Source organism: Nocardia australiensis, assembly GCF_020733705.1.
GTDB lineage: Bacteria > Actinomycetota > Actinomycetes > Mycobacteriales > Mycobacteriaceae > Nocardia > Nocardia australiensis.
On sequence record NZ_JAJFZM010000001.1, the window covers coordinates 1088630 to 1114226 of the forward strand.

Sequence of the window (25597 nt, forward strand, 5' to 3'; positions counted from 1 at the left end):
CTCCCTGCTGCGCCCATCTGCCTGCGGCAGGCACTCCAGCCCGCAGACCCGCGGACGTCCTCCCCGTTCAACTCACCATCACAAATGGAGAAAACTGTTTTGAGCACTCACACCAACTGGATCACCTGCGCCGAGACCGCCGGCGACATCCCCGCGATCCGCAAGATCAACCTCGGCGCGTTCGACACGGCCGAGGAGGCCGACCTCGTCGACGCTCTGCGCGCCGATCCGGCGTGGATAGACAGCTTGTCCATCCTCAGCGCAGAACCCAACGGCAAGCCCGTCGGATACGCATTGCTGACTCGCTGTCACGTCGACGACACCCCGGCGCTATGCCTGGGGCCGTGCGCGGTGCTGCCCGAATACCAGAGGACCGGGGCCGGCTCCGCTGCCATCCGAGCCGCTCTCGAAGCCGCTGAACAGGCGGGCGAGCACTTCGTGATCGTTCTCGGACATCCGACCTACTACCCGAGGTTCGGGTTCACCCGCGCGTCGGAGTACGGCATCCGGATCAGTATCGATGTCCCCGATGAGGCATTGATGGCACTGAGCCTCGATTCCGAACAGCTGCCCAGCGGCACCGTCCGCTACGCAGCGCCCTTCGGCATCTAACCGAGCCGAAACACTCCGCTCCGCCTTATCTCGTCGTCCTGGGCTGGCTGCATGCATACGGGCAGCCAGCCCAGGACGCGCCGATATCCCTGCCGCCGAAGGATCCCGCATGACACAACCCCTCTCCAACCCCGTCACCGACGCCTTCTTCGCCCTGCACCACAACCTGCCCCGGCAAGGTCCCGGATCCGACGAGACCACCCGCCACCTGCTCCGTCTGGCCGGGCGCGGCCGGTCCCGCCCGGGGGTGCTCGACGTGGGTTGCGGGCCAGGGCGGGCCGCGCTGCTACTCGCCGCCGAAGCCGATGCGCACGTCGTTGCCGTGGACCTGCATCAACCGTTCCTCGACGAGCTCGCAGACACCGCAGCACAGCAGGACCTGAGCGAACGAATCTCGACGGTCAACTGCTCGATGGATCAGCTCCCGTTCCCCGACCACAGTTTCGAGATGATCTGGGCCGAGGGCTCGGTCTACAACATCGGTTTCGACACCGCCCTGCAGGCATGGCGTCGACTGCTGACCCCTGACGGTGTTCTGGTCGTCACCGAGATCGAGTGGTCCACCGGCACTCCAGCACCACCTACACGAGCCTTCTGGGCCAACTCCTACCCGCTGCGAACCACCGAGGAGAACACGGCCGCAGCACGGTCCGCCGGGTATCGGGTGAGCGCCCATTATTCGTTGCCCGAAAGCGACTGGTGGGACGAGTACTACACACCGCTGAGCGAACGTCTCGATGCCGCCGACCCGACCCGACCGGGCATGGCCGAGGCCATCTCCGCTCAGCGGGAAGAGATCACGTTGCGCCGCGAACACGGAGGTGACTACCGATACGCCGGCTACGTCCTGCACCCGGCCCATCCCGCCAACGCCACCCGAACCTACTGAGGGAAACCGCCAGGGTCCCGGAGTTTTTCCGGGACCCTCTTCATGTTTCGACCCACGAACTGTGTTCGGAAATCGACCGTCTTCCGAACGCCGATCCCGCCCCCTACGCCGAATGCGTTTCCTCAGGACCCAACGTTCGGAAACCCGTTCGTTTTTCGGTACCCTCCAACCCGGTTGTCGAACACGTTTACAGAACACTCGGAGGTCCTGAGATGGCGCTCGTCGGACTCGTGCGGGTCAGCACGAGTAAACAGGAGACCCAGCGACAGCACGACGACCTCGACCTGATCTGCGTACGGGTGTTCGATGAGAAGATCAGCGGCACACTCAAGGTCGCCGACCGGCCGGGCCTCCAAGCCGCCCTGGACTACATGCGCCCCGGCGACATGCTCACCGTCCAGGAAGCCGACCGCCTCGGCCGCAACCTCCTCGAAGGCCTGATCGTGCTCAACGACCTGTTCCAGCAAGGCGTCGCGGTCAAGATCCTGCACGGCATCGCCGCCGGCGAGCACACCGAGCGCAGCCTGATCCTGGACCTCGCCCTCGCACTGGCCGAAGACCGCCGCCGCGACATCGTCTGCAAAACCCGCGACGGCCTGGAGGCCGCCGGCCGCCGCGGACGCAAAGGCGGCCGACCGCGAGTAGTCGACGACGACAAACGCCGCGCCATCCTCGCCCGGCATGCCGAAGGCCAGTCCCTGCGTGAGATCTCCCGCGGTGTCGGCGTCAGCCTCGCCGTCGTGCACGGCGAAGTAAAGGCCGTCCAACAGGGCTCGGCGGAAGCCTCATAGCCGAGCGCCCCCTACGCGAGCTACGCCGGCCCGTCAGCTCACCAGATCGAAAGGGATCGCGAACTCGAAGTCCCGGTACTGGCTGTTCGGGACGAGTCGCTTACCCCCGTGAACCTTCCGCAGAAACTCTCCGACCGTTGCAGCGTCGTCCGCCGGGAGCCCGGCCTCACAACATGCGGTCTCGAACGCCTGCGGCGTGACCCGACCGGAAGCCCACCGCGCCGGCTCGTTCATCATGCTGGCCTTGATCTTGGCCTCCTCGTTCCACTTCATCGCCCCGCCGGACAGCTTGGCGTTGCGAGCCAGGAACTCGGCGATCTTCGCGATATCCGCGGGAAGCTCAGGACTGTTCATTCCCAGAGTCTCGCAGCCGAGGTCGCAGCACGTAACGACATCGAACCTGCTACTGACACCCCGTGTCGCCCGCTACTGACACAACTGTCGTATCCGCAGGTCAGGACACTGACATTCTCATGTCGTCTCTCACGCTGCTGGACGCGATACACGAATACGAGCAAGCAATGACCGATGAGGGCTTCCGCATGGTGCGGCTATCGGCGGCGAATGGGACACGGACACTCGGAGCCGACCCACTGCCTATCTGACCCATCGTTGCGTGGCCCGTGCGTGGTGCCACCGTAGCCAATTACGGTGGCACACACGCACATCGGCATTCGCCGCAGTGCCGGACGCACTGTCGGGCAACCGATCAGCTGTGACCGCCAGGGGCTAGCCCGTCAGTCCCCGGCGCACCGAACCCCGTACTCCGACAACGTCATCCGCTACCTCGCGCGCCGCTTCCGCCGCTCCAACTCGCCGATCGCCCCCACGCCGACGACGGTGACCACCAGCGGGCAGAGCCACAGCAGCATCCCGGCGGAGTCATCGAGAACCAACCCCCACATCCCACGGCCCCATCCGAAGATTGTGGCGACGAGGGGGATGGCTCCGAGTGTGATGCCCACGAATCCGATGACGGACTGCCAGGTGTCGATGGTTTTGGTTGCCACGGTGAACCTCCCGATTTCAATGCGATCGACTTGCCAAAAGTGTAGCAGTGCGATCGCATTGCTAAACTGACGCCATGCCCCGTCTGGTAGACCACCACGAGCGCAAGTCGGCGCTGGCGCATGCTGTCTGGACACTGGTCGCGCGCAATGGCCTCGAAGCCGTGTCGCTGCGCTCGGTCGCGGCCGAAGCCGGGGTGTCAATGGGGCGCGTGCAGTACTACTTCGCCACCAAGGACGAACTGCTCCTACACAGCCTCGAGTACGCACACCGCCAGATGGAGGCCCGCATCTCCGCTCGGCTGGCCGAAGCCGGGGGCGACGAGCGCGAGGTGCTCGTCACTGTCCTCGATGAGCTACTCGGCGAACACCCCGAGGCCAGAGACGCGATTCGCGTGCACGCCTTCTTCGCCGCCAGGGCGGCGGACAGCGAACGCATGGCGGCTGTGCTGACCGATGGCGACGACGAAATCCTCGCCCTCGCCATCCGGGTAGTCGCTCAGGCCAAAGCCGCAGGCCGCGTGGCCCCCGATGTCGATCCCGACCGGGACGGCTACGCCCTCTGGACCCTGGCCCGCGGCCTGGGCAACGACGTCGCCCTCTACGGCACCCCGATCGACAAAGCCCGCCAAACCCTCACTCACTGCGTTAACCGCGTCGCCCCGGCCGCATAGCCGTTTGATGATCGAGACTGTCTCGCCGGATTCCGTTCAGTTGGTCCCCAACCCCTTGTCGCTGGTCGCTTCGATGAGGTGACTGGCGGCGGATCGTCAGTTGAGGTGGGCGCCGCATTCCCACGTAAATCCGGGTCCCTCGCAAAACCGGGGAGGGTTGCTCCTCGGATTCGGGCTGGAACCGGGGTTGCGTGCCGTGGCGTGTGTGGAGCGGCCCACCGCGAGCGGGCGCACAGTCATGCGTGCGCTTGCCGCCGGGTTGACCCGCCGGTACCGTCGTTTCAGCTGAATAGGGGGCGGGGGATCCGGTCCGGCCCTGATGACGACCGGAAGGATCACATGACCCGCAAAGAGAACGCACTGGTCGGCGCGGTATTCGCGGTTGGTGCCGCTGTCCTGCTGTCCGGGTGTGGGTCATCGACCGATGGAAACGCAAAGCCCGCAACCGATTCGACCAGCACCGAGCCATCGATGGCAGCGGACGTGCCCAGAAGTTACAACCCGTGTACAGACATTCCGCAGAGCGTGCTGGACTCAGAGAAACTGCACGGCCAGCGAATTGTCCATAACGATGCGAGCGGTGGGGTCATGTGGCGGGGTTGTGGCTACGTGCGATCGGATGGCTATGGAGTGAGCATCAGCACCACCAACCTGACTGTCGACCTCACCCGCAGTCGCAACTTCCCCGAGGCCACCGAGTTCACCATCAACGGCAGGCACGCGATATCAACCCGCCAGTTCGACAGCCCTTACATCAAGGAAGCATGCACTGTGAACGTGGACATGAAGGGCGGCAGCCTCGACATAAACCTGAACAATCCACCGTCGAACCGAGACACCGGCAGCACCGACTCATGTGTGCTCGCACGGGGATTGGCGGAGAAGATTGTGCCGAGCCTCCCCGCCGCTTCTTGATCACTGATTCCTGGGAGGGACCGACATGGCAGACGACGACAAAACCCCACCGAGCCCGTTATCGAACTTGATCACCGACGCCCGCGAGGGCAGGCTGACAGTGCGGATGGATCTTGAGAAGTTCGTCTACGTCGACCGCGACTGCCAGTACTTCAAGGAACAGATCCGGCAGATCCAAACCCAAATGACCGATATCTCGAGGACGGAGACGTGGGGTCTCGGTGAGAGCTACCCCCAGCAAGGGGATCGAGACCTGATCTCCGCCAAGACGATGGTCCAGCGCTGGCGAGAAAAATCCCGAGGCTCGGAAAACGGCGTCTACGAAGTGATGGAGTCGCACTACAAAATCATCGAAGACTTCCAATCCCTGTTCCGCACCGTCCGCGAACGCATCACCAGTGTGGACGCCGAGCAAGCGGCGAAATACCAAGACCTGGAAGCGAATCTGCCCAAACAGGCACCCGCCAACCCCAAGATCTTCTCCTGGCCAGGACTCTAGGTTTACGGGTCACACTCGGCACAAGCACACATCGACTCCACGCCTGTCCGAAACCAGAAGCTCTGCGCGAGCAAGGATTTGGCCTAAGGGGCTGAAATAGACAGCCCCATCAAGACATTGGGCTCGTCAAGATGGGGCCGCGATGGTGCTCGATATTGCGCCAGGCTCAGGCGCGGCGGTCGAACTCTCCGTCAACGACGCCTGCGGTGAAGGCATCCCACTCACCGGGCGTGAAGACCAACGCCGGGCCGGTCACGTTCTTGCTATCGCGTATTCCGACCATCCCGTAGTCGAGGAAGGCGACCTCGACGCATTCCCCACCCTGTTGGCTGTGGCTACTCTTGAACCACTCGGCGTTCGAGATGCTCACCGAGGTAACTCCTTCGCAATCTTGGACAGGTAAGCGCGGGTCTTGGCTGCGCTCAACGTGGACCGTTCTATGTCGGCCCAGGATTGACGATACCGTGCCACTTGCTCAGGCTTCTGGAGGTACAGATTGCCGCTACCTGCGCCGGTTTCGACGTACGCAACCGGAGGTTCCGGATCGAGGTCCGGTGTCCCAGCGAATTCGAGGATGATGAAGGAGCCGACCTCGGTACCGCGGTAGATGCCGACATCGAAAGGCACGAGCCGGATACTGACATTGGACATCGTTGAGACTTCAGCGATCTGGCGAAGCTGACCAGCAGCGAGTTGAGAGTCACCAAGCGGCCGGCGAATCACGCTCTCGTCGAGTACCACATCCAACTTCGGCTTGGATTCGGTCAGCACAGCTTGTCGCCGCATCCTGACCTGGACATGACGCTCAACTTCCTCGGGTGTCAGGTCGGGGCTGGTGCGAAGCAGAGCGCGGGCGTAATCCTCGGTTTGCAGAAGACCGGGGATGCGGGCGCTCTGGTACATCGTGAGAGCGGTCGCGATTTCTTCGAGGGTGATGTAGACGTCCAACTTGTCGGCCGACACGACATCGTCGAAGTCGTACCACCACCCTCGCGCTGATTCAGCTTCTGCAGCAAGGGATTTCAGGTCCTTCCTGGTGCCGGATGTGGCGTTGTAGATGTCGCAGAGTTTGTCGATGTAGATCGGCTTCAGCTTGCAGGGATGCCCCTTGAGCATTTTCGTCACTGTGGTGTGGTGCAGGTTGACCTGTTCAGCCACATCCTTGATATAGAGCCCCGACTCTCGATGCAGCTTCGACAGGATCCGCGCCACCTGACGACGCGGGACAGACGGTGCGCTCGGCTGTGCGGGCATGAATGGTCTCCTCGTTCGACTGGGCAAACACCGATTGCAGCCTAGCGCACTCGTTTTTCCGAAGCGCGGAATTTCTGCTTAGAGATTGCGAATTCGCCTTCGTAGGTGTGAGCTGGAACATGTGTCCGGAGGTTGGCTATCAGATTCCCTAAGTCACGCGGCAATGCTCCGGACGCCCCACAATCCAGCACACCGACCAGGTTCCGGGGGAACCATGACACCTACGCAAACCATCGAGTCTCGGCACCCGACCGCTGCGAGCGACAAGCCGAAAGCCATTGGGTTCGTGCGCAATGACGTATCCGGGTCGGCGGCCCTACGCCATGCCACCGAGGTTCAGCGGCACGCTCACCTGCTCGGCTATCAGTATGTGTACACGATCCGGCCGCCGGTCGATGTCGACGATCCGGTCGCGTATGCGCTCGCGCTAGCGTCCGGCCTCGGCGTCCAAGTGATCGTCGTCTTCGCCCTCGAGCATGTGGACTGCCGGCCCGCGTTGATCTGTGACGAGGGGTTCGATCTGGAAACCGTTTGCCCACAAGGTACTTGGGCGCGCTCGGCTCAGTGCGTGCCGGGCGTCGGGATGGGGGCCGCGTGATGAACGACGGTGCTCTGCTGATTCCGCCGAACATCTGCGGCTTCGCCGAGGTCGAAGTGGCGCACACGCAGATGCGGCAACACCGTGCGTGCCGGATCGAGCGGTGCGTGTGGAAGCGCGCCGCGTACTACACGCTCATACGGCACGGCCGGATCACACCACCGACGTTGAGCCCGCGCGAACGCGCCCACCGGCGCGGTATCGAGTTCCCGACGGACACCGCCACCCCCTATCCGGCCGAAGGCATGCCCGAGCTCCGGATGTTCCAGCATGTACTCGACGGGCTCGCACAGCTGGCGCTACCGGCCTACCCGGGCAACGGACGCGGGCGGTGAAACCACCATGAGCGCATGGCAAGTGGTGCACGGCATCCTCGCGGCTGTCGGCGGTGGCGCGTTCGCGATGGTCGGGGTGGCGTGCGTGTGGCCGATCAACCAGCCGCGCCGCGACCGGCCCATCGGGCCTCGCTGCCGATTACGCCCGGTCGAATGGCCGAAGGCGTGGACGTGCGGCCCACCCGATCGGCCGTTCACCCTCGCCGACGCCCACGTGGCGATGCAACTGCATCGCGAGCACGACTGCGCGCGCAAGCACGCCGCGTTCGAAGCGCTGGTCGCGGCCGGACGCATCCACCCCGATTCGACACGACGCCATCGCCTCTGGGGCAAACCCTGGTGAATCACCACGACAACCACATTCTCACCACCATCGATCGGATTTGATAAATGCCCGAATGGACCTGGGAGCCAGACGATTTCGCCGCACTGTGGCTCAGCCCGACGAATGACCGCATCCCCCATCCCCTCCGCTTCACCAGCCGCTTCGCCTACCGCGACGACTTCGACGCCCACCCGGCCACCATGCGCGAGCGCTACTCCCGCGCCGAACTCGACAAGATCCAACTCGCCCTACACACCTTGACCACCTCGACGATGCGCATCGAAATCTTCGGCGGCACAACCCGATACGAGAACGCCGAGGGCGACGCCCGCGTCTACCGCATCGTCGGCGCACGCACCGACCGGCACGCGATGTCGCTGGACCAAACCACCTACGGCTACGCCAACGGCCCCATCCGCTGCCGCCTCTTCCCCACCGACCACCTGCCCGCGCGACTCGTCAGCTGCCTTCCGCCCTGTCGCCCCGGCACCCATCCACTGGCCACCGCCCGTGCCGACGAACCCAACAGCGCCGAACGCCACCGACGCCTCCTGCATCGCCCCGCCGACGGCGGCGGCTCCGCCGTGCTCTACACCGGCCCCGCCAACAGAGTCGACGAACCCCGCACCACCGTCCAATGGCACGACATCACCGGCGACGGCCGCTACACCGAACTCCACGGCCACACCGTCCACCCCACCACCCCGACCGACCTCGCCGCCCACTTCGCCACCTGGATCGACCGCGCCACCCGAAACCTATTCGAAGCCGAATAGATTTGCCGGTCGTCTCGGGGGTCGAGGAGCAAAAGCGTCGAATCCGGCGGTAGCACGAATCAACCTGGGCGTTTGGGTGGATTTTCGAAGTGAACCCTTGGAACCCCAGCAGCAGGGGCGGGAACTTACCGGTCGAACGTACTCGATCGTACCCAGATAGGCATGGCGCTCCGGCTACCGTAGGGAGACAACCGCTTTCGAGGAGATACCAAATGACCATGGGGGGCACACCACCGCGTCGGCGTTCGGCTGCAGGACGCGGACGCTCTCTTCGTCCACCCGCGCCATCACCACCCGCACGAGCGTTTCGAGTCGGGCGGGCATTACGCCGTGTGGCCGGATGGTCTGGCTGGACGCAACTAACGGCGCTGGCAACAACAATCGCCGCGGTCGGCGCGTTGTGGTTCACCAACCAGTCACTGCACGCCACAGACAACCAGTACGCCTTGTCTCAGCAAGTAGCGGTCACCGACCGTTTCCAGAAAGCAGTAGAACAGCTCGCGGATGACGACAAGCCTGATGTGCGACTAGCAGGTATTTACCTGCTAGAACGGCTCGCGAAAGACTCGCCGCAGGACCAGGAAACGATCTTCGCGGTGCTTTCCGCGTTCCTACGCATCCACACGAAAGCATCGGCATGCGAGAGCCAGAACCCTATCCCCGTTGATGTACAAGCTGTACTGACCGTGGCCGGACGGCGCAATGTAAACCAAGAGCGCGACGGAACCGACAGCAGCCTCGACTTTCGACAAACGTGTTTGGCGAGAGCGGACCTCACCCACGCGGACCTCACCTGGGCGGACCTCACCGGCGCGGACCTCACCGGCGCGAACCTCAACAGCGCGCACCTCAACAGCGCGCACCTCACCGGCGCGCACCTCACCGGCGCGCACCTCAACGGCGCGAACCTCAACAGCGCGAACCTCTTCGGCGCGGACCTACTCGGCGCGAGACTCTTCGGCGCGGACCTACTCGGCGCGAGACTCTTCGGCGCGGACCTCACCATCGCGGACCTCACCCGCGCGAACCTCAACAGCGCGAACCTCAACGGCGCGAACCTCAACGGCGCGAACCTCACCGGCGCGCACCTCACCGGCGCGCACCTCACCGGCGCGCACCTCAACGGCGCGCACCTCACCCGCGCGGACCTCACCCGCGCGGACCTCACCCGCGCGAACCTCACCGATGCGGACCTCACCGGCGCGAACCTCAAAGACATCTACTACGACAGCGATACGCGCTGGCCAGTTGCATTCACCCCACCACCAAGTCGCACCGAGCGGTAGCCCCTGGGGTAGCGATCGCTGTTGTCGGCTTGGACCACTACTCCGGGAGTCGGCGACGATCCGGCTCTGACACTCCCCACGCGGCTAGTCATCAACTCAGACACAGCAAGCTCACCCACGCCGCCGAGACCGGCGCGTCCACGCCGATGCTGATGGCGCTGTCCGGGCACTCCTCGGTGCGTAGCCTCGCGAAATACACCAGGGTGTCGGCCGAGGCGCTGGGGCGGTGGCAGGCCGAGACCGACCCGGCCTCCAAGCGTCGGCGATAGCTCGGCCTGTTCGGGTCTTACACTGACCGCATGGTGAACACGGCCCGACCGACGCGGCGGCGTGTGTTGGACTGCTACTGGGGGATCTGCCTGGTCGGGATAGTCGCGGTGATTTCCTACTTCGCGGTGGCGAAAAACGGATTGTCGGCACTGACGGTGGTGTTTCCGTGCTGTGTGGTGGTCGTGGGGGTGCTGACGTTTCCGCTGTTCCTATTGGAGTCGGACCGTGAGGCCCGTCGCCATATCGGCCTGGTCGGGATAGTCACTGTGGTTTCCTGCTTCGCGTTGGCGAACAACGATTCGGCGGCACTGACGGCGGTGTTTCCGTGCTGTGTGGTAGTCATGCTGACGTTTCCGTGGCTGTCTCGATTGGAGCCGGACCGTCAGGCCCGTCGCCATATTCTGTGGATCACTGCGGGGTTGTTGATCTCGGGCACAATGTGGTTCGGGGCGTGGTGGGGGCTGGGGATCTTCGCTGTACCTGCGTTTACCGCAGTACTATTCGGCTACGCCTTCGCGGCGAGGGCTGCGGTTTTGCAGGCCAGTCGCCCGTTCGACTTTGGTGACGAAGTGGGGAACGGTGACGAAGATCCGGGCCCCGGAATCCCGAAGCTGTCAGGAAGTGCGAAGTAGCCCAGGGGAATCCTGAAATTTCGGCATCCTGAATCGATCCTCTTTAGAACAGCTCGCGGATGACGATAAGCCTGATGTGCGACTAGCTGTTGCGGGGCAGGAGGTTGTTGACGGATCGGCCGCAACCAGAGGCAAGGCGCGGGTCGTACAGCGAACGGGTGATCGCATCTGCTCGAGGCAGACGAATCCTGGAGGTGCTACCGGCACCGCCCTCGACGCCGATGCGTCGGCGGATTTGGATCTGAATATCCAGAACAGCTAGAGTCTGCACATGGGCAGGCCACGGACGTTCGACGAGATCGCGGTGCTCGATGCCGCGGCTGCCGAGTTCCGGGTACACGGGTTTGCCGACACCTCGACCGAGCAGCTTTGTGGGGCAGCCGGCGTCCGGCGCAGTAGCCTCTACAACGCCTTCATCTCCAAGGACGAGCTGTTCGTGCGCGCCTTGGAGCACTACATCGACACGATCCGCGAGCGGCAGACCGCCCTCCTCGCCGATGACGGGCTCCGCGGCGCAGACCGGCTGCGGGCGCTGGTCGACCTCATCATCGCCGAGGAGCAGACGGCTGCCTGCCAGGGTCACGCCGCCGGCTGCATGGTGGTGCAGAGCTTCATGAATCCCGACCTACGCGAGCGGGATGAGCGCATCGCCCGCATTCTCGCTCGTGACCTGCGCGAGCGGAGTTCGCTTCTGGATGGGGCCATCCGTGCTGGTCAGGTCGACGGAAGCATTCCTGAGGACGTCGATCCGGATGACGGCGCGCTGCTGGTCAGCACCGTCATCTCCGGGATCCGGGTTACCGCACAGGCCGGCGTTGATGCCGAGACCCTTCGGCGGATCGCACTTGCCGGACTCCACGCCCTCTTGGGCTAGACCGCCACCCCGCCTCTCATGTCCGAAGGCTTTCTTACGCCCACGTTTTGGATTCTCAATCACAGAAAGCATTCGATATGACCACGCAAACAAGGCACACTCCTACAAGGGCAATCCCCTTAGCCGTCTACATCCTCGCTGCAGGCATCTTCGCGATGGTGACCAGCGAGTTCGCCGTCGCCGGACTCATGCCACAGCTCGCCGAGGGCCTGGGCACGGGAATCGAGCAGATCGGCTACCTTGTCACGATCTTCGCCGTCGCGATGACGGTCGGCGGGCCGCCCTTGACAATGTTGCTGTTGCGGTTCCCGCCGAAGAACGCGCTGTTGACGATCATCGCCGTCTTCCTCGTCGGCAACGTCATCGCGGCACTGGCGACGTCATACGCGGTCATGGTGGTCGCACGGATCATCAGTGGCGTCGCCTCGCAGGCGTTCTTCGGCATTGCGGTGTCACTGTCCGCACGACTGGTGGACGAACGGATGCGCGGCCGAGCGAACGGTGTCGCGATGAACGGCCTGATGCTCGGCACCCTGCTCGGACTGCCACTAGCGACGTTCGTCGGCGGACAACTGGGCTGGCAGGCTGCCTTTTGGACCATCTCACTGCTCACCGTGATCGCCGCGATCCTCACCCTCGCGTTCGTCCAGAACCCCGCCGACGACACTCCTGAAGAAGCGCCACGGTCGATGCGAGATGAGCTCACGGTCCTGCGAAGGCCGCAGCTCCAGCTGGCACTCATCTCCAGCACACTGATCATCGGGGCGACGTTCTCCATGTTCAGCTTCTTCACACCGATCTTCACCGAGATCGCAGGTTTTCCGGAGAGCCTGGTTCCGCTGCTCCTGCTCGCCTACGGCGCCGCGACCCTGGTCGGCAACATGGTCGTCGCCCGTCTGGCCGATCGGCACACCATCTCGACCCTGCTGGCCGGCACCGGCCTCAACGTCATCTTCCTGGCCGGACTCGGACTCTTCACCGATGTCCCGCCGCTAGCGCTGGTGTTCATGCTCGGCATCGGCCTGGTCGGCGTGACGATGAACCCCGCAATGGCCGTTCGGGTGCAGCGAGCCGGCAGCACCACACCTCTGGTCAACACGATCCACGCATCGTTCATCACCTTCGGCGTCATCCTTGGTTCCGCGATCGGATCGGCCCTGATCCCGGCCTACGGGCTCCGTGCCCCCATCGCCCTGGGCATCACCCTCGCCGTCCTTGCACTCCTGGCGATCCTGCCCGCCTTCACGACCGCGTACCTGCGCAGCGGACACCGCGAGCAAGTCCACGCCAGGGACGGCGAGGTGGTCGAGGCGCGATGACCCACGGGGGTGATGAATTGGCCGGACGCGGCTGACGATCTCGGCGACGAAAGGCATGAGTTGCACTGGAAGACGCGTCCACTGGTAGACAGGGCGGCGGGGCAATCGTTCATCTGGATCGACGACGAGATCGGCGAGTACGACCGGGAGTGGGTATCAGCCCATCACGACGGGCAGGCACTACTGCACCGCATCGACTCGCGTGTGGGCCTCACTCCCAACGACCTCATCGCCATCACCACCTGGCTGACTTGAAACCTCACGGACTACGGCTGGAGTACTAGCGGCGCCGTGACCGGTCTCATAACACGCGTTATTGTCATACTGTCAATACCTCGTCCGGGGCGCCCGGGGAGGCCGCGCCGCTCGACGGCGCACTGGATCAACGACGAACCGAGGTAGGGCGTGAGCACACCATCCACCGCCACCAGGCAGGGCCCGCTCGCGGGCGTCAAGGTCATCGAGCTGGCCGGTATCGGGCCGGGGCCGCATGCGGCGCTGCTGCTGGCCGATCTCGGCGCCGATGTGGTCCGGGTGCAGCGGCACAATCAGCTGCCCGGATTCATGGAGCGGCCGCAGTGGCGTGGGCGCACCATTGTCGAGGCGAATTTGAAGGACCCGGCCGATATCGAGAAGGTGCTCGGGCTGGTCGAGAAGGCTGATGTGCTGCTCGAGGGTTTCCGTCCCGGCGTCACCGAACGAATGGGCCTCGGACCGGATACGGCGCTGGAGCGCAACCCGCGACTGATCTACGGGCGGATGACCGGCTGGGGTCAGCACGGCCCGCTGGCCGACCGCGCGGGCCACGACATCAACTACATCTCGCTGACCGGTGTGCTCAATGCGATCGGCCGCAAGGGTGAGCGCCCGGTGCCACCGCTGAACATGGTCGGCGACTTCGGTGGCGGCTCGATGTTCCTGGTGTTCGGGATTCTGGCCGCTATCGTCGAGCGGCAGAACTCGGGCAAGGGCCAGGTCATCGACGCGGCGATGGTCGATGGGGCACTTGCCCTTTCGCACATGATCTGGGGCATGCGCGGCGTCGGCGGCTGGTCGGACGAGCGCGGCACCAACCTGCTCGATACCGGTATGGCGTTCTACGACACCTACGAGACCTCCGACGGCAAATACATGGCGGTCGGCGCGATCGAGCCGCAGTTCTACGCCGAACTGTTGCGGGGCCTCGACATCGACCCCGAAGGGCTGCCGAAGCAGCTCGACCCGAACGGTCAGGATCAGCTGAAGAAGCTGTTCACCGAGAAGTTCAAGACCAAGACCCGCGACGAATGGGCCGCCATCTTCGACGGCACCGATGCCTGCACCACCCCGGTCCTCACCTTCGCCGAGGCCGAACAGAACCCGCACATCGTCGCGCGCACCGGTCTGATCGAGATCGACGGCATCGTCCAGCACGCCCCGGCCCCGCGCTTCTCCCGCACCCCACCCAGCACCCCCACCCCGCCACCCACGGAAGCGACCCCCTTCGAATCCGTGTGGGCCGACTGAGTTTTCGATATCCGATCCGAACGGCACGCCAGGCAACCACATGTCGCCGAGCGTGCCGTTCGGTTTTACCCGGTATTGGTTCAGGGCTGGCACCAGCGGCCGACACCCCGCTACGCGACATTCCGGCTTGTGCCGGCCCGGCTTCTACCGGCGTTAGTTCAGGAGCGGGCGCCAGCAATCCGCGCCCCGCTATGCGATGTTCCGGCCTCGGCGACCGCGCGGGTGACCAGCTTGGCGATGCGGGCGACCAGGGTGCGGGGACGGCGCGGCATCAGGTGCGCGGCAGCAAAATTGGCGCGTCCGGGGACGACATAGCCCCTATCGCGTTCCACTGCGTGCAGCGCGGTGCGGACGACTTCCGCTGCGCTGCCGAACTTTCCGGTGACGGCGGCATCGCGAGTGCCGACGACATCGAAGAACGCGGTCTCGGTCGCGCCGGGGCAGACGGCGAGGACATTGATGCCGCGACCACGGTATTCACTCCACAGCGCCAGGCTGAAATTCAGCACGAACGCCTTACCGGCCGCGTAGGTCGCGAAGTACGGCGACGGTTGGAAGGACGCGGTAGACCCGACATTGATCACCTCGCCACCGCCGCGCGCCAGCATTCCGGGAATGAGCAGGTGCGTAAGCCCCGCCAGCGCGACGACATTGACCATGAGCTGGTCGTGATCCACTCCGGCCGGGATGTCCTCGAAGCGGCCCGCGCTCCCGAACCCCGCGTTATTGATCAGGAGATCAACGGAAAGCCCACGGGCAGTGAGTTGTTCGACAACGCGTGCGGCTGCATCGGCCTCGGTGAGGTCCTGGCCGATGACCTCGACGCGGATGCCGTGACGAGCACGAAGTTCGGTGGCGATGGACTCCATTCGGGCTACCGAACGGGCAACCAGCACGAGGTTGTCACCGCGAGCGGCCAAGGTGACGGCGAACTCGGCACCGATGCCGGAGGAAGCGCCGGTGATCAGGGCCGTCTTGCCAGTGCGGGTCATGTCCGACTCCTTCAATAGATTGCAACATTAGAGTAGCCATAACCTGATTATCTGCAACATCAGTGTCGCCGTTGATCTCAGAACAGCACCTTACCTGTATGATTTCCAGGTAATCCCAGCGACAAGGGGCCGCCCATGCCATCACCATCCGCGCGACCGCTGCGCGCCGACGCCGAGCGCACCGTCCGCGCGATCCTCGAGGCGGCAGAGCGCCTATTGAGCGAAAACCCCAGCGCCACACTGGAACAGATCGCCGAGGCGGCCGGAGTCGCGCGCACCACCGTGCATCGGCGCTTCGCCAGCCGCGAGGATCTGGTGCGCACCATGGCAATCGCCGCGTGGCGGCACATCGACACGGCGGTCGACGCCGCCCGACCGCAGACCGCACCGCCACTGGTCGCGCTACACCAGGCCACCGCCAATGTCATCGAAATCAAGTACGGCGCTTCATACGCGCTCGATCGAGTTGGCGAAGACGACCCGGAAGTCGCCGAGATCATGGCAGCGGTGTACGCGAAATGCGATGTGGTTTTCGCCCGTGCCCAAGCCGACGGGGTTATCGGAACCGATACCGATCCGGTCTGGGCACGCCGGGTCTACCTGGCCCTGATCTCCGAAACCGTGCACGGCAACACCGATTTGGACGGCACCACCGACCCGGACACCCTCGCCGGCCGCCTCATCGACACCCTCCTGCGCGGAATCGGGCAACGGCAATAGGCACGGCCGGCTGATGGATCGGCTGAATGTGCTGCGCGCACGAGCGAAAAAGCTGGCTACACCTCGGAATTCGACGCTCGAGTGAGGAACATGTGCACGCCGGAATCGTTTGTACGCGCGCCGTCAGTAGCAGGTGAGGGGTTGTAGCGGGCCGGTGGCGCTCGGGGTCAGCGCCTGGTAGGCGGCGGCGATCGATTTCACGGCGATACGCAGTTCCGGTTCCGGGTGGGTGAAGGGCAGGCGAAGGAAACGTTCGAACGCGCCCTGCACGCCGAATCTTGGTCCGGCGGCCAGTAATACGCCGTGGTTGGGGGCGGTAGCCGCGAGTGCGGTGGAGACCGGGGCGGGAAGCTGAGCCCACACGGACATGCCACCGGCATTGGTGGCGACGCCCCAGTCCGGCAGTTCTTCGGCGAGCGCCGATAACAGGGCGGCGCGCTGCGAGAGCAATTGGCCGCGACGGCGGGCGAGGATGACATCGGCCTGTTCGAGCAGGTAGGTGGTGGCCAGCTGGTCCATGACCGGGGTGCCGAGGTCGACCGTGGAACGGATGCCGAGCAGTTTGGTGATCAGCGTCTGGTTGGTGCGAATCCAGCCGACACGCAGGCCGCCCCAGAAGGACTTCGAGGCGGAGCCGATGGTGACGATCTCGGCGCCCTTGGCGAAGGCGGCGACCGGCGGAGGCTGGGTGGCGTCGGTCAGGTGCAGGTCCATCATCGACTCGTCGATCACCACGGTCATCCTGGTGTCGCGGGCGATGGCGGCCAGTTCGGCGCGTCCGTCCGCATCGAGCAGCAGCCCGGTCGGGTTGTTGAAATCGGGCACCAGGTAGGCCAGCGTGGCCGCGGTTTGCCTTGCGGCACTGCGGATTCCGTCGAGATCCCAGCTCGATTCCGGCGACTCCGGGCGCAGCGGAACCGGTACCGGGCGGGCACCGACGTCGCGAATGGCCTCGATGGCATTCGGATAGGTGGGATGGTCGATCAGTACCCGCGCCGCCGGCGCGGTGAGCACGTTGAGCAGCAGCCGTAAACCGTGTTGGGCGCCGAGGGTGATCAGAATCTGGTCCGGTCCGGTGGGCAGGCCGCGCTCGGTGTAGCGGCGCGCGACCGCCTCGCGCAGCGCGAGCACGCCGACCGGATCCATACCATGAGTCCGCAGATACGGCGGAAGTCCTTGCAGTGCAACCGAATACGCATCATGCATCTCCGGCGGCGCGGCCATCGCGGCATAGGTCATATCGATGGTCGGCAGTTCGGGCGCCGACATCATCGCGAGAATGCTCCTGGCCGGCTTGGTGCCGTCGTGCGGCACCGCGGGCGGTAGCGCCACCGTACTGCGCGAGCCCTGGCGGCTGATCAGGTAGCCGTGCTCGCGCAGCAGCGCGTAGGTGGAGGTGATGGTGGTGCGGCTGACGCCGATGGTGGTCGCGAGATCGCGTTCACTCGGCAGCGCGACCCCGAGCGGCGCCCGGCCGTCGTGGATGAGCAACCGGATTCCCTCCGCGAGGGCCAGATACGCCGGGCGGGCTGATCGACGCGGCTCACCGTCCCCGTTTTCGTCGATCCTGCGCCATTGGCCCAGGTCCCTGGCCAAGCTGGCGGCACCGATCACTCTAGTCGACATGAAGTCCAGTATTAGCCAAGTGGATATTTCTAGCAAGGCCAGTTGCGCGCACCCTCACCACTATGACCGCATTGGTGACACTCCTCGTTATCGCACTCGCTAGCTACCTCATGCACTATTTCGGGCCGAAGCGGTCCGAAAGAACCTTCGCCCCGCACCGGTTCCGCCCCTCGGGATCATTGACCGACCGGTCGCCGACTTACTACGACGAACAGCGGCGATACTCGGATCTGGCCGCTATCTACGGACGCGATTATCTCCCCGATCCCGATTTCGCCGGCCCCGGTGCACCCCGGCGCGCGGCGACCAGCTCACCGGGGAATCGAGTTCCGGAAGCCAAGACAGTCCAGTTACGGAAGACTGGCCTCATTGGTGCGAACGTGTCGGTCGCCGGGGGCACACTGGCGGTATGAATGAATCGGCTCGCGCCACCACCGGGGCGGCGCTGTTCGAGACCGCGATCGGCACCTGCGCAATCGCCTGGGTCGAGGACGCCGTCATCCGGTTCCAGCTACCGGAGGCCGACGAGTCGGCGACCCGCGCCCGAATCACCCACCGCCACAACGGCATTCCCGACAGCGCGCCGATTCCGGAGCTGACGCCGAGTGGCCCGGTCACCGAAGCGATCGCCCGCATTCGCGCCCATCTCGCGGGCGAGCTCGACGATCTGCGCTGGATCCCATTGGAGACCAGCACAATTCCCGATTTCCACCGCGCCGTCTACGAGGTGACCAGGGCCATCGACCCCGGGCACACCCTGACCTACGGCCAGGTGGCCGACCGCGTCAACGCGCCGGGTGCGGCCCAGGCCGTCGGACAGGCCCTCGGCCGTAACCCGATTCCACTGATCATCCCCTGCCACCGCGTCTTGGCCGCCGACAACGCGCTCACCGGCTTCTCCGCCCCGGGCGGCGTCTTCACCAAGCAGCAGTTGCTGGAGATCGAACGCACCCCGGGATTCGGCGAACCGACACTGTTTTGACCTCGTCCCCGGCCACCGATGAATTCTCCGCACCGGTCCCGTCTCTACCCATGATCAACAAGCACCACTACCAGGAGAAGAGACCATGGAGACTGTCACCTCTGCCGACGGCACCGTAATCGCATTCGATCGACTGGTGGGCGGCGACGCGGGCACCGTGATCCTGATCGGAGGCGCGTTCGGCTTCCGTAAGTTCTCCAAGATGGTCGAGCTCGCCGAGACCCTCGCCGACAAGTACGGGCTCACCGTTATCAACTATGACCGCCGCGGTCGCGGTGACAGCACGGATACGCCGGGCGTCTACAACGCCGACAACGAGATCGACGACATTGCCGCACTGATCCAGGCCGCGGGTGGCTCGGCGGCCCTGTTCGGCTGGTCCTCGGGGGCGGCGCTGGCGCTGCGCGCGGGCGAATCCGGGCGGGTCAGCGGCATCACCCGTATCGTCGCGTTCGAGCCGCCGTTCATCGTCGATCACGAAGGCCATGTCCCGCCCGCGGATTTGCATATCCGCCTGCACGAACTGGTCGCCGCCGACCGCCGCGCCGAGACCGCGCGGTTCTACATGACCAAGGCCATCGGGATACCAGCCTTCTTCGTGTCGATCATGCGGTTCACACCGTTCTGGAAGGACACGCTGGCCAACGCCAATTCGACACCGCACGACTGGGCGGTCATGGCGGAATTCATGCGCGGCGAAGCCATTCGCGCGCAGGACTGGTCGAATATCGACGTCCCGGTCCTGGTGATCTCCGGCGCGAAGAGCGGAGCGCTACTTCGTAAGGGCGCCAACGCAATCGCCACCGTTATCCCCCATGCCGAGCATCGCGAACTCGCCAAGCTCAGCCACAACCCCAACGTCGCGATTCTCGCACCGGCCGCGGGCGAATTCCTCACCCGCAGCCGCACCACCGCTTGATGGTCGGCAATCGGATGCGGTGCGGCGATAATCGCGGCTCACCGCGCCGACGACTCGCCTCGCATCAGCGCGCCGAGGGTCTCGCGATCGGTGACATCCATTTTGATGCAGGCGCGATAGAGATGGCCTTCGACCGTGCGGACCGAGACGGTGAGCCGATCGGCGATCTGACGGTTCGACAGCCCGGCCGCGACAAGATTCGCGATTTCGCGTTCGCGCACGGTCAGTGGCAGCGACTGCGCGGCCTGGCGTAACGCGGGCGTGCTCGCGCCACCGCAGGCGGCGGCGAGGCGGTTCGCGGCCGCGGCCGATTCGCGCAGGCGGCGGCGATCGCCCGCGCGCTCATGCGCGGATGCGGCCTGCGCGGCGGCATCGGCGGCCGAGAGCAACGCGCCGATCTGCTCGAATTCGGCGGCGGCCGCGTCGAGTCCCGGTCCGTCATGGGCGGCGAGAGCAACCGCGTGCCGCGCCTGGACCTGCACCAGATGTCCATCGATCTTGGCCGCGATATCGGCGAGCCGGCCGGCGGCCGAATGCCCGCCGAAACGGGCGGCGGTGTGCAGCGCCATCGCCTCGATCGCGTGCTGGTTCGAGCGGGCGGCGGCATCGGCGGCGCCCATCGCCAACCGGATGGCCGGGGTAACAGTGCCTTCGGCCGCCGCGACGCCTGCCTTGGCGATTTCCAGTTGCGGGTCGTACACCGCACTGTGCCTGCCGCCCCTCGCGGTGGCCTCCGCAATGGACTCGGCGGCCTCGGCGGAACGGCCGAGCGCCGAATATGCCTCCGCCAGACGGATTCTCGCCGGAATCATCCAGGCCGCCGCGCCCTCGGTGGCCAGCGCGGCCAGCGCCTGTTCGAGATGCTCGATCCCGTCCGGGAATCGGCCCTCGGCCACATCGACGGTGCCCTGCAAAATCTTCGACATACCCCACGCCAGATACTGGCCGGGCGCGGAATAGCCGAAATAGGCTGCCGCGCAACGCCGGGCGGCGGCCAGATCCCCGGTGAGGGTGAGCGCGAGCACCTCGGCGTGCGTCGACATGAATCGGTTGAGCCCGTCGATATGGGATTCCACCTGATGTCCGCGCGCGGCGTATTGCCGTGCCGCCGCACCCTTGCCCATCAGCGCCAACGCGAGCCCGCCACCGAAGGACGCCCACCACACCGCCCAAGCCGGTGAATCCTCGGCGGACATCACCGCCTCGGCGTCGGTGAACGCGTCGTCGATCCGGTTCTCGTTGACCGCGCACGCGGAGGCCAGCCCGGCGATGGTCGCCACGATCTTCGGATGCCGCACCCGCGCCCGGATCAGCGCCAGCACCTCGTCGGCGCGATCAGCATCCCCCATGGCCCACAACAGATTCGATACCCGGGTGCTACCCCAGCGGGCCAGCTGCACCTCGTTCAGCTGGTCGGGGTCGAAGCTGGCGAGGGTGCGTTCGGCCTCGATGCGGTGGCCCTGCCACAGCAGCGCCCGTGCGAGCAGATCCGCGGCCTCGACACCGCCCTGACGTTCCACCGCCGCCCTGGCGAACCGCTCACCCAATGGCAGGTTCGCCAACCCGATAGCGTCCGCGGCGGCGGCCTCGAACAGCTCGAGATCAGCGGATTTGTCGCTGTCCAAAGCCAATTCGGCCAATCGGATCCGATCGGCCGCGGAATTGATCGGCCGCTCCTTGAGCGAGGAGAACAGCCGTCCACGAAGTCGACGTGCCGAGGCGATGCCGAGCCTGCGCCGGATCACCTCACCGAACAGTGGATGGTTGTAGCGCACGGTCAATTGCTGAGAATTCTCGACAACCCTGATGACGCCACGGTTTTCGGCCGCCTCCACCGCCTCGTCACCGGCCAGCTCGGCCAACACATCCAGGCCGATCGGCTCGCAGAAGGTGAGCAGTTCCAACACCCGCAGCACCGGCTCGGGCAGTTGTTCGACCCGATCCTCCAGTAGCGCGGCCAATTCCGAGGTGACCGCGGCGCGACCGCGAAGCTGCCAGACGCCGTTCACCTGGCGCAGCGTGCCCGCCTCCAGCGCACCCTCCACCAAATGCCGCAGGAACAGGGCATTTCCGGCGGAGGACTCCCACATGAGATTGGCGGTGAATCCCTCCAGCTGGCCGCCGAGCATCGACTCGACCAAATCGACGCTTTGTTGCTGGGTAAAGGGATTCAGGTCGACCCGCAGTAGATGGCCGTCCTTCCACAGCGAGGTGACCGCGTCGGGCACCTGTACCCTGCTGCGGACGGTCGCCACTATGGTCGCGGCTTTGTCGATGGCCAGTTGCAGCAGCAACGTTGCCGACAGCTGGTCGAGCAGGTGCGCGTCATCGACGCCGATGATGGTGTGCCCGTCCGCGAGCAGCGCCTCACGCGCCGCGGACATGAACGTCACCGGATCATGGGCGGTATACACCCCGACCATGTGCGCGAATACGCCGAGCGGAATGGTGCGGGCCGATTCGGTACCCGCCACCCACCTGATATTCCCGCCGACGGCAGCTGTCGCCTGCCTCGCCAGCGTTGTCTTGCCAACTCCGGCGTCACCGGTGAGCACCGTCCCGACATATTCAGTGCCGTTGAGCGCTGCGCGAATCGCCTCGAACTCGGTCTCGCGCTCGATCATCGGCCAGTTCCGAGCCATGCGCCAACTGTAGTTCTTCACCGATCATGATCGAAAGATGAACAATGAACGGCATTAGCGGTTCAGCCGGTTCTCAACCCAACACATCGTGGCGGACGATGGTTTGGTCGCGGCCGGGACCGACGCCGATGCAGGAGATCCTGGCACCGGAGAGTTCTTCCAGCCGCAGTACGTAGGCCTGCGCGTTCGCGGGCAGTTCCTCGAAGGTGCGGGCGTGCGAGATGTCTTCCCACCAGCCCGGCATTTCTTCGAAAATCGGCTTGGCATGGTGGAATTCGGTCTGGGTGGTCGGCATCTGATCGACCCGCTCGCCGTCGATTTCATAGGCCACGCAGATCGGCACGCGGTCCAGGCCCGACAGCACGTCGAGCTTGGTGAGGAAGTAGTCGGTGACGCCGTTGACGCGGGTCGCGTAACGGGAAATCACCGCGTCGAACCAGCCGCAACGCCGGGCCCGGCCGGTGGTCACACCGACCTCGCCGCCCTGCTTGGCCAGGAACTCGCCGTGCTCGTCGAACAGCTCGGTCGGGAACGGACCCGACCCGACGCGGGTGGTGTAGCACTTGAGGATGCCGAGCACCGTGTCGATCTTGTTCGGCCCGACGCCCGCTCCGACGGCCGCGCCACCCGAGGTCGGGTTGGACGAGGTGACGAACGGGTAGGTGCCGTGGTCGACATCGAGCAGGGTGCCCTGCGAGCCTTCCAACAACACGATCTCACCGCGTTCGAGGGCCAGGTTCAGTTGCAGCCGAGTGTCGGCGATGCGGTGTTTGAAGGTCTCCGCCTGCGCCAGTATCTCGTCCACCACTTGCTGTGGCTCGAGTGCACGACGATTGTAGATTTTCACAAGGACCTGGTTTTTGAACTCCAGGGCCGCCTCGACCTTCTGGGTGAGGATCTTCTCGTCGAGCACGTCGGCGACGCGGACACCGACGCGGGCCACCTTGTCCTGGTAGCACGGGCCGATGCCACGACCGGTGGTGCCGATCTTCCTATTGCCGAGGAAGCGTTCGGTGACCTTATCGATCGCCACGTGATACGGCATGATCAGATGGGCGTCGGCCGAGATCAGCAGGCCCGAGGTATCGACACCGCGCTCTTCCAATCCGGCCAGTTCCTCCAGCAGCACACCGGGATCGACCACCACACCGTTGCCGATGACGTTGGTCACCCTGGGGGTGAGGATGCCCGATGGGATCAGGTGCAGCGCGAACCGGTCACCGTTGGGGAGCACCACGGTATGACCGGCGTTATTGCCGCCCTGGTACCGAACTACCCATTGCAACCTGCCACCGAGCAGATCGGTTGCTTTGCCCTTACCCTCGTCGCCCCATTGGGCGCCGATCAGGACGATTGCCGGCATTGTCGTGTCTCCTACGGTTCGACGTGCAACACCCAGGGGGATGGCAGCCGGCGAAGCCGGCGGGGCGGGTAAACACCAGTGTTGCAGCTACCTGCCGTATTGAGGCGGTGGCCGGAAGCACAGTCTAGTGGACGCGTCCACGGCGGCATCGATCCGGATCAAGCCGTAGGCTTGGCAACCGCGTGACCGGAACCGTGCGCGGCTATGGTGACCTACGAACGGACCAGCAGAGGGTTCGCGCAACCGTCCGCGTCAGCCGGACCGAGGAAGGTGTACGGCAGTTTGAGTACCCATGTTCTTCGATGCGGCGGCACACCCGTACCCATTGCCCTCGCGTCGTTGCCGAACTCGCCGACAAGCGCCATTCCGGACACCGATCAGATCGATGAACTGCTTCCGGTGCTCGCCGCCGACAGCCTGCCCCGGTTGATCGTGCTCGGCGAGGACGCCGGCCTCGCGGCGGTACTCACCCACCTGATGCGCACCGAACGACTGCATGTGGAGATCGGCTACGTGCCGACCGAAAAGACCTACGGCTCCCGCGCCTACCAGACCGGTACCGGCAATGCGGCGGCCAAACGGGCGCTGGAGGGCCGTGCCACCGAGACGCCGCTGATTCGCGACGACACCGGCACCGTACTGGTCGGGCACGCGGTGATCACCGGCCCGGGCGGGGACAAGCTCGAGGGTGAGGCGTATGTCGATGACACCATGCTGTTCACCGGCAGGGTCACCGAGATGCGCATCTCGCCCACCGCGGCCATGCCAGGCGTACGCGCCACCGTGCAAAAAGGCATGCGCAAGCGGCGCTGGCTCGAGGGCCGTGCGGCGCAACTCGGCACACCAGGCGCGGTGGTGACGCGTGACGGTGTCGCGAGCGATCGGGTGGTACCGCGTTCGACGTTCTACCGGCATCACGAACCCTGGTTCCTGGTCCTATGAGCGTGCAGTTCCCCCAGAATCGGCGCTCGGGCCGCGGGGCTGTCCGGCCGAGCCCGGTGTTTCTGCTCGTCATCGCCATCACCGCGGTCGGCGGGGTGCTGGCCTGGAATGCCGATCTCAATTCGACCCTGGCCAAGGTCGGCGTTTTCGTGCTCGTGGTGTTCGGCTGGATCATCACGCTGTGCCTGCACGAGTTCGCGCATGCCTTCACCGCGTGGCGGGCCGGTGACCGCGAGGTCGAACTGCGCGGCTATCTCACGTTGAATCCGCTGAAATACAGCCACCCGCTGCTGTCGATCGTGTTGCCGATGGTGTTCATCGCGCTCGGCGGCATCGGCCTGCCCGGTGGCGCGGTCTACGTGCATACCCATAGCGTCAGCGCGCGCATGCAGCGCGTCATCAGTGGCGCCGGGCCCGCGGTAAACGCGCTCTGCGCGGTGATATTGCTGATGATCGTGCGGTTCCTCGGCAGCGCGCAGGCGCATCCGGCGTTCTGGTTCGGCTTGAGTTTCCTTGCGTTCCTACAGGTTACGGCAGCGTTGTTGAATATTCTGCCGATCCCGGGACTGGATGGTTATGGAATTGTCGAGCCGTCGCTGAGTTATCAGACTCGGCGCGCGCTCGATCAGTTCAAGCCGTTCGGCATGTTGATCCTGTTCGCGCTGCTGTTCACACCGAGCATCAACAGCGTGTTCTTCGACGCGGTGTACTCGCTATACGAGCTGTCGGGCGTACCGTCCGATTGGTCGCGATTCGGCAGTTATCTGACCCGTTTCTGGATCTGATCCGCCCGCATCATTCCCACCATTGGTCAGCCACGGTTGCACTGATCCAACACGATGTCGATGA

Annotated in this window: 32 protein-coding genes; 24 read left to right on the forward strand and 8 right to left on the reverse strand. The window is 65.0% G+C overall.

Going from position 1 to position 25597, the window contains the following annotated elements:
- The first annotated feature begins 84 nt into the window (after positions 1–84).
- The 3 genes from LKE06_RS04920 (at position 85) to LKE06_RS04930 (ending at position 2292) form a co-directional block, all read left to right on the forward strand.
- The gene (locus LKE06_RS04920; protein WP_227997419.1) at positions 85–612 is read left to right on the forward strand and encodes a GNAT family N-acetyltransferase; all 528 of its coding nucleotides are present in this window, start codon (positions 85–87) and stop codon (positions 610–612) included.
- Positions 613–721: 109 nt separating this feature from the next.
- Positions 722–1501, forward strand: a complete 780-nt coding sequence (locus tag LKE06_RS04925) for a class I SAM-dependent methyltransferase (protein WP_227997420.1) — start codon at positions 722–724, stop codon at positions 1499–1501.
- 212 nt (positions 1502–1713) lie between these two features.
- Positions 1714–2292 carry a recombinase family protein gene (locus LKE06_RS04930; protein WP_227997421.1) on the forward strand — a complete coding sequence of 193 codons (579 nt, stop codon included), beginning with the start codon at positions 1714–1716 and terminating at the stop codon, positions 2290–2292.
- A gap of 33 nt (positions 2293–2325) precedes the next feature.
- Here the strand turns inward: LKE06_RS04930 and LKE06_RS04935 are convergent, their stop codons facing one another.
- Positions 2326–2646, reverse strand: a complete 321-nt coding sequence (locus tag LKE06_RS04935) for a hypothetical protein (protein ID WP_227997422.1) — start codon at positions 2644–2646, stop codon at positions 2326–2328.
- Positions 2647–2765: 119 nt separating this feature from the next.
- Between LKE06_RS04935 and LKE06_RS32465 the strand changes: the two genes are divergently transcribed.
- The gene (locus LKE06_RS32465; RefSeq protein ID WP_255648427.1) at positions 2766–2897 is read left to right on the forward strand and encodes a hypothetical protein; all 132 of its coding nucleotides are present in this window, start codon (positions 2766–2768) and stop codon (positions 2895–2897) included.
- A 177-nt stretch (positions 2898–3074) separates the two neighbouring features.
- Here the strand turns inward: LKE06_RS32465 and LKE06_RS04940 are convergent, their stop codons facing one another.
- Entirely contained in the window at positions 3075–3302 is a 228-nt protein-coding gene (locus LKE06_RS04940) for a hypothetical protein (protein ID WP_227997423.1), read from the reverse strand.
- 74 nt (positions 3303–3376) lie between these two features.
- On the opposite strand from LKE06_RS04940, the gene LKE06_RS04945 reads away from it, so the two are divergent.
- From LKE06_RS04945 to LKE06_RS04955, 3 genes are all read left to right on the forward strand, one after another.
- Complete coding sequence (locus LKE06_RS04945) at positions 3377–3973, forward strand: TetR/AcrR family transcriptional regulator (RefSeq protein WP_227997424.1); 597 nt, start codon at positions 3377–3379, stop codon at positions 3971–3973.
- A 339-nt stretch (positions 3974–4312) separates the two neighbouring features.
- On the forward strand, positions 4313–4888 hold the full coding sequence (locus tag LKE06_RS04950) for a DUF3558 domain-containing protein (RefSeq protein ID WP_227997425.1): 576 nt from the start codon (positions 4313–4315) through the stop codon (positions 4886–4888).
- Positions 4889–4913: 25 nt separating this feature from the next.
- Positions 4914–5387 carry a hypothetical protein gene (locus LKE06_RS04955; protein WP_227997426.1) on the forward strand — a complete coding sequence of 158 codons (474 nt, stop codon included), beginning with the start codon at positions 4914–4916 and terminating at the stop codon, positions 5385–5387.
- Between the two features lie 166 nt (positions 5388–5553).
- Here LKE06_RS04955 and LKE06_RS04960 read toward each other — a convergent pair whose 3' ends face one another.
- A complete protein-coding gene (locus tag LKE06_RS04960) occupies positions 5554–5757 on the reverse strand; it encodes a DUF397 domain-containing protein (RefSeq protein ID WP_227997427.1) in 204 nt (67 codons plus the stop codon).
- Complete coding sequence (locus tag LKE06_RS04965) at positions 5754–6641, reverse strand: Scr1 family TA system antitoxin-like transcriptional regulator (protein WP_227997428.1); 888 nt, start codon at positions 6639–6641, stop codon at positions 5754–5756. Before LKE06_RS04965 ends, LKE06_RS04960 begins: the two co-directional genes overlap by 4 nt.
- 214 nt (positions 6642–6855) lie before the next feature.
- Between LKE06_RS04965 and LKE06_RS04970 the strand changes: the two genes are divergently transcribed.
- The 11 genes from LKE06_RS04970 (at position 6856) to LKE06_RS05020 (ending at position 14562) form a co-directional block, all read left to right on the forward strand.
- A complete protein-coding gene (locus LKE06_RS04970; protein ID WP_227997429.1) occupies positions 6856–7239 on the forward strand; it encodes a hypothetical protein in 384 nt (127 codons plus the stop codon).
- On the forward strand, positions 7239–7574 hold the full coding sequence (locus LKE06_RS04975; RefSeq protein ID WP_227997430.1) for a hypothetical protein: 336 nt from the start codon (positions 7239–7241) through the stop codon (positions 7572–7574). Before LKE06_RS04970 ends, LKE06_RS04975 begins: the two co-directional genes overlap by 1 nt.
- 7 nt (positions 7575–7581) lie before the next feature.
- Complete coding sequence (locus LKE06_RS04980) at positions 7582–7917, forward strand: hypothetical protein (protein WP_227997431.1); 336 nt, start codon at positions 7582–7584, stop codon at positions 7915–7917.
- 47 nt (positions 7918–7964) lie between these two features.
- Complete coding sequence (locus tag LKE06_RS04985) at positions 7965–8675, forward strand: ESX secretion-associated protein EspG (protein ID WP_227997432.1); 711 nt, start codon at positions 7965–7967, stop codon at positions 8673–8675.
- A gap of 332 nt (positions 8676–9007) precedes the next feature.
- Entirely contained in the window at positions 9008–9961 is a 954-nt protein-coding gene (locus LKE06_RS04990) for a pentapeptide repeat-containing protein (protein WP_227997433.1), read from the forward strand.
- A 29-nt stretch (positions 9962–9990) separates the two neighbouring features.
- On the forward strand, positions 9991–10230 hold the full coding sequence (locus tag LKE06_RS04995; RefSeq protein ID WP_227997434.1) for a tyrosine-type recombinase/integrase: 240 nt from the start codon (positions 9991–9993) through the stop codon (positions 10228–10230).
- Positions 10231–10260: 30 nt separating this feature from the next.
- Complete coding sequence (locus LKE06_RS05000; RefSeq protein ID WP_227997435.1) at positions 10261–10863, forward strand: hypothetical protein; 603 nt, start codon at positions 10261–10263, stop codon at positions 10861–10863.
- A 271-nt stretch (positions 10864–11134) separates the two neighbouring features.
- Complete coding sequence (locus LKE06_RS05005; protein ID WP_227997436.1) at positions 11135–11737, forward strand: TetR/AcrR family transcriptional regulator; 603 nt, start codon at positions 11135–11137, stop codon at positions 11735–11737.
- 77 nt (positions 11738–11814) lie between these two features.
- Complete coding sequence (locus LKE06_RS05010; RefSeq protein WP_227997437.1) at positions 11815–13056, forward strand: MFS transporter; 1242 nt, start codon at positions 11815–11817, stop codon at positions 13054–13056.
- A gap of 12 nt (positions 13057–13068) precedes the next feature.
- Complete coding sequence (locus tag LKE06_RS05015) at positions 13069–13311, forward strand: hypothetical protein (protein ID WP_227997438.1); 243 nt, start codon at positions 13069–13071, stop codon at positions 13309–13311.
- 150 nt (positions 13312–13461) lie between these two features.
- Positions 13462–14562 carry a CaiB/BaiF CoA transferase family protein gene (locus LKE06_RS05020; RefSeq protein WP_227997439.1) on the forward strand — a complete coding sequence of 367 codons (1101 nt, stop codon included), beginning with the start codon at positions 13462–13464 and terminating at the stop codon, positions 14560–14562.
- 158 nt (positions 14563–14720) lie between these two features.
- On the opposite strand, the gene LKE06_RS05025 is transcribed toward LKE06_RS05020, so the two are convergent.
- Positions 14721–15554 carry an SDR family NAD(P)-dependent oxidoreductase gene (locus tag LKE06_RS05025; protein ID WP_227997440.1) on the reverse strand — a complete coding sequence of 278 codons (834 nt, stop codon included), beginning with the start codon at positions 15552–15554 and terminating at the stop codon, positions 14721–14723.
- A 135-nt stretch (positions 15555–15689) separates the two neighbouring features.
- Here LKE06_RS05025 and LKE06_RS05030 point away from each other — a divergent pair, with 135 nt between their 5' ends.
- On the forward strand, positions 15690–16274 hold the full coding sequence (locus LKE06_RS05030; protein ID WP_227997441.1) for a TetR/AcrR family transcriptional regulator: 585 nt from the start codon (positions 15690–15692) through the stop codon (positions 16272–16274).
- Positions 16275–16397: 123 nt separating this feature from the next.
- On the opposite strand, the gene yczR is transcribed toward LKE06_RS05030, so the two are convergent.
- Positions 16398–17900, reverse strand: a complete 1503-nt coding sequence (gene yczR, locus LKE06_RS05035) for a MocR-like transcription factor YczR (RefSeq protein ID WP_227997442.1) — start codon at positions 17898–17900, stop codon at positions 16398–16400.
- 62 nt (positions 17901–17962) lie between these two features.
- On the opposite strand from yczR, the gene LKE06_RS05040 reads away from it, so the two are divergent.
- The 3 genes from LKE06_RS05040 (at position 17963) to LKE06_RS05050 (ending at position 19801) form a co-directional block, all read left to right on the forward strand.
- Positions 17963–18313 carry a hypothetical protein gene (locus LKE06_RS05040; RefSeq protein ID WP_227997443.1) on the forward strand — a complete coding sequence of 117 codons (351 nt, stop codon included), beginning with the start codon at positions 17963–17965 and terminating at the stop codon, positions 18311–18313.
- Entirely contained in the window at positions 18310–18882 is a 573-nt protein-coding gene (locus LKE06_RS05045) for a methylated-DNA--[protein]-cysteine S-methyltransferase (RefSeq protein ID WP_227997444.1), read from the forward strand. Before LKE06_RS05040 ends, LKE06_RS05045 begins: the two co-directional genes overlap by 4 nt.
- An 85-nt stretch (positions 18883–18967) precedes the next feature.
- The gene (locus tag LKE06_RS05050; RefSeq protein WP_227997445.1) at positions 18968–19801 is read left to right on the forward strand and encodes an alpha/beta fold hydrolase; all 834 of its coding nucleotides are present in this window, start codon (positions 18968–18970) and stop codon (positions 19799–19801) included.
- A 38-nt stretch (positions 19802–19839) separates the two neighbouring features.
- Here the strand turns inward: LKE06_RS05050 and LKE06_RS05055 are convergent, their stop codons facing one another.
- Together LKE06_RS05055 and LKE06_RS05060 are read right to left on the reverse strand one after the other, a co-directional pair.
- The gene (locus LKE06_RS05055; RefSeq protein ID WP_227997446.1) at positions 19840–22443 is read right to left on the reverse strand and encodes a helix-turn-helix transcriptional regulator; all 2604 of its coding nucleotides are present in this window, start codon (positions 22441–22443) and stop codon (positions 19840–19842) included.
- Positions 22444–22516: 73 nt separating this feature from the next.
- Positions 22517–23806, reverse strand: coding sequence for an adenylosuccinate synthase (locus LKE06_RS05060; protein WP_227997448.1), 1290 nt, complete (start codon positions 23804–23806; stop codon positions 22517–22519).
- A gap of 282 nt (positions 23807–24088) precedes the next feature.
- Here LKE06_RS05060 and LKE06_RS05065 point away from each other — a divergent pair, with 282 nt between their 5' ends.
- Complete coding sequence (locus LKE06_RS05065) at positions 24089–24748, forward strand: hypothetical protein (protein WP_227997449.1); 660 nt, start codon at positions 24089–24091, stop codon at positions 24746–24748.
- The gene (locus tag LKE06_RS05070) at positions 24745–25533 is read left to right on the forward strand and encodes a site-2 protease family protein (RefSeq protein ID WP_227997450.1); all 789 of its coding nucleotides are present in this window, start codon (positions 24745–24747) and stop codon (positions 25531–25533) included. Before LKE06_RS05065 ends, LKE06_RS05070 begins: the two co-directional genes overlap by 4 nt.
- Positions 25534–25597 lie beyond the last annotated feature (64 nt).

What these genes read in the sequence shown, in the direction of transcription:
- LKE06_RS04920 (WP_227997419.1), top strand. Translation starts at nt 85, where the DNA reads ATGGAGAAAACTGTTTTGAGCACTCACACCAACTGGATCACCTGCGCC.
- LKE06_RS04925 (WP_227997420.1), top strand. Translation starts at nt 722, where the DNA reads ATGACACAACCCCTCTCCAACCCCGTCACCGACGCCTTCTTCGCCCTG.
- LKE06_RS04930 (WP_227997421.1), top strand. Translation starts at nt 1,714, where the DNA reads ATGGCGCTCGTCGGACTCGTGCGGGTCAGCACGAGTAAACAGGAGACC.
- LKE06_RS04935 (WP_227997422.1), bottom strand. Translation starts at nt 2,646, where the DNA reads ATGAACAGTCCTGAGCTTCCCGCGGATATCGCGAAGATCGCCGAGTTC.
- LKE06_RS32465 (WP_255648427.1), top strand. Translation starts at nt 2,766, where the DNA reads ATGTCGTCTCTCACGCTGCTGGACGCGATACACGAATACGAGCAAGCA.
- LKE06_RS04945 (WP_227997424.1), top strand. Translation starts at nt 3,377, where the DNA reads ATGCCCCGTCTGGTAGACCACCACGAGCGCAAGTCGGCGCTGGCGCAT.
- LKE06_RS04950 (WP_227997425.1), top strand. Translation starts at nt 4,313, where the DNA reads ATGACCCGCAAAGAGAACGCACTGGTCGGCGCGGTATTCGCGGTTGGT.
- LKE06_RS04955 (WP_227997426.1), top strand. Translation starts at nt 4,914, where the DNA reads ATGGCAGACGACGACAAAACCCCACCGAGCCCGTTATCGAACTTGATC.
- LKE06_RS04965 (WP_227997428.1), bottom strand. Translation starts at nt 6,641, where the DNA reads ATGCCCGCACAGCCGAGCGCACCGTCTGTCCCGCGTCGTCAGGTGGCG.
- LKE06_RS04970 (WP_227997429.1), top strand. Translation starts at nt 6,856, where the DNA reads ATGACACCTACGCAAACCATCGAGTCTCGGCACCCGACCGCTGCGAGC.
- LKE06_RS04975 (WP_227997430.1), top strand. Translation starts at nt 7,239, where the DNA reads ATGAACGACGGTGCTCTGCTGATTCCGCCGAACATCTGCGGCTTCGCC.
- LKE06_RS04980 (WP_227997431.1), top strand. Translation starts at nt 7,582, where the DNA reads ATGAGCGCATGGCAAGTGGTGCACGGCATCCTCGCGGCTGTCGGCGGT.
- LKE06_RS04985 (WP_227997432.1), top strand. Translation starts at nt 7,965, where the DNA reads ATGCCCGAATGGACCTGGGAGCCAGACGATTTCGCCGCACTGTGGCTC.
- LKE06_RS05000 (WP_227997435.1), top strand. Translation starts at nt 10,261, where the DNA reads ATGGTGAACACGGCCCGACCGACGCGGCGGCGTGTGTTGGACTGCTAC.
- LKE06_RS05005 (WP_227997436.1), top strand. Translation starts at nt 11,135, where the DNA reads ATGGGCAGGCCACGGACGTTCGACGAGATCGCGGTGCTCGATGCCGCG.
- LKE06_RS05010 (WP_227997437.1), top strand. Translation starts at nt 11,815, where the DNA reads ATGACCACGCAAACAAGGCACACTCCTACAAGGGCAATCCCCTTAGCC.
- LKE06_RS05015 (WP_227997438.1), top strand. Translation starts at nt 13,069, where the DNA reads ATGAATTGGCCGGACGCGGCTGACGATCTCGGCGACGAAAGGCATGAG.
- LKE06_RS05025 (WP_227997440.1), bottom strand. Translation starts at nt 15,554, where the DNA reads ATGACCCGCACTGGCAAGACGGCCCTGATCACCGGCGCTTCCTCCGGC.
- LKE06_RS05030 (WP_227997441.1), top strand. Translation starts at nt 15,690, where the DNA reads ATGCCATCACCATCCGCGCGACCGCTGCGCGCCGACGCCGAGCGCACC.
- yczR (WP_227997442.1), bottom strand. Translation starts at nt 17,900, where the DNA reads ATGTCGACTAGAGTGATCGGTGCCGCCAGCTTGGCCAGGGACCTGGGC.
- LKE06_RS05040 (WP_227997443.1), top strand. Translation starts at nt 17,963, where the DNA reads ATGACCGCATTGGTGACACTCCTCGTTATCGCACTCGCTAGCTACCTC.
- LKE06_RS05045 (WP_227997444.1), top strand. Translation starts at nt 18,310, where the DNA reads ATGAATGAATCGGCTCGCGCCACCACCGGGGCGGCGCTGTTCGAGACC.
- LKE06_RS05050 (WP_227997445.1), top strand. Translation starts at nt 18,968, where the DNA reads ATGGAGACTGTCACCTCTGCCGACGGCACCGTAATCGCATTCGATCGA.
- LKE06_RS05055 (WP_227997446.1), bottom strand. Translation starts at nt 22,443, where the DNA reads ATGGCTCGGAACTGGCCGATGATCGAGCGCGAGACCGAGTTCGAGGCG.
- LKE06_RS05060 (WP_227997448.1), bottom strand. Translation starts at nt 23,806, where the DNA reads ATGCCGGCAATCGTCCTGATCGGCGCCCAATGGGGCGACGAGGGTAAG.
- LKE06_RS05070 (WP_227997450.1), top strand. Translation starts at nt 24,745, where the DNA reads ATGAGCGTGCAGTTCCCCCAGAATCGGCGCTCGGGCCGCGGGGCTGTC.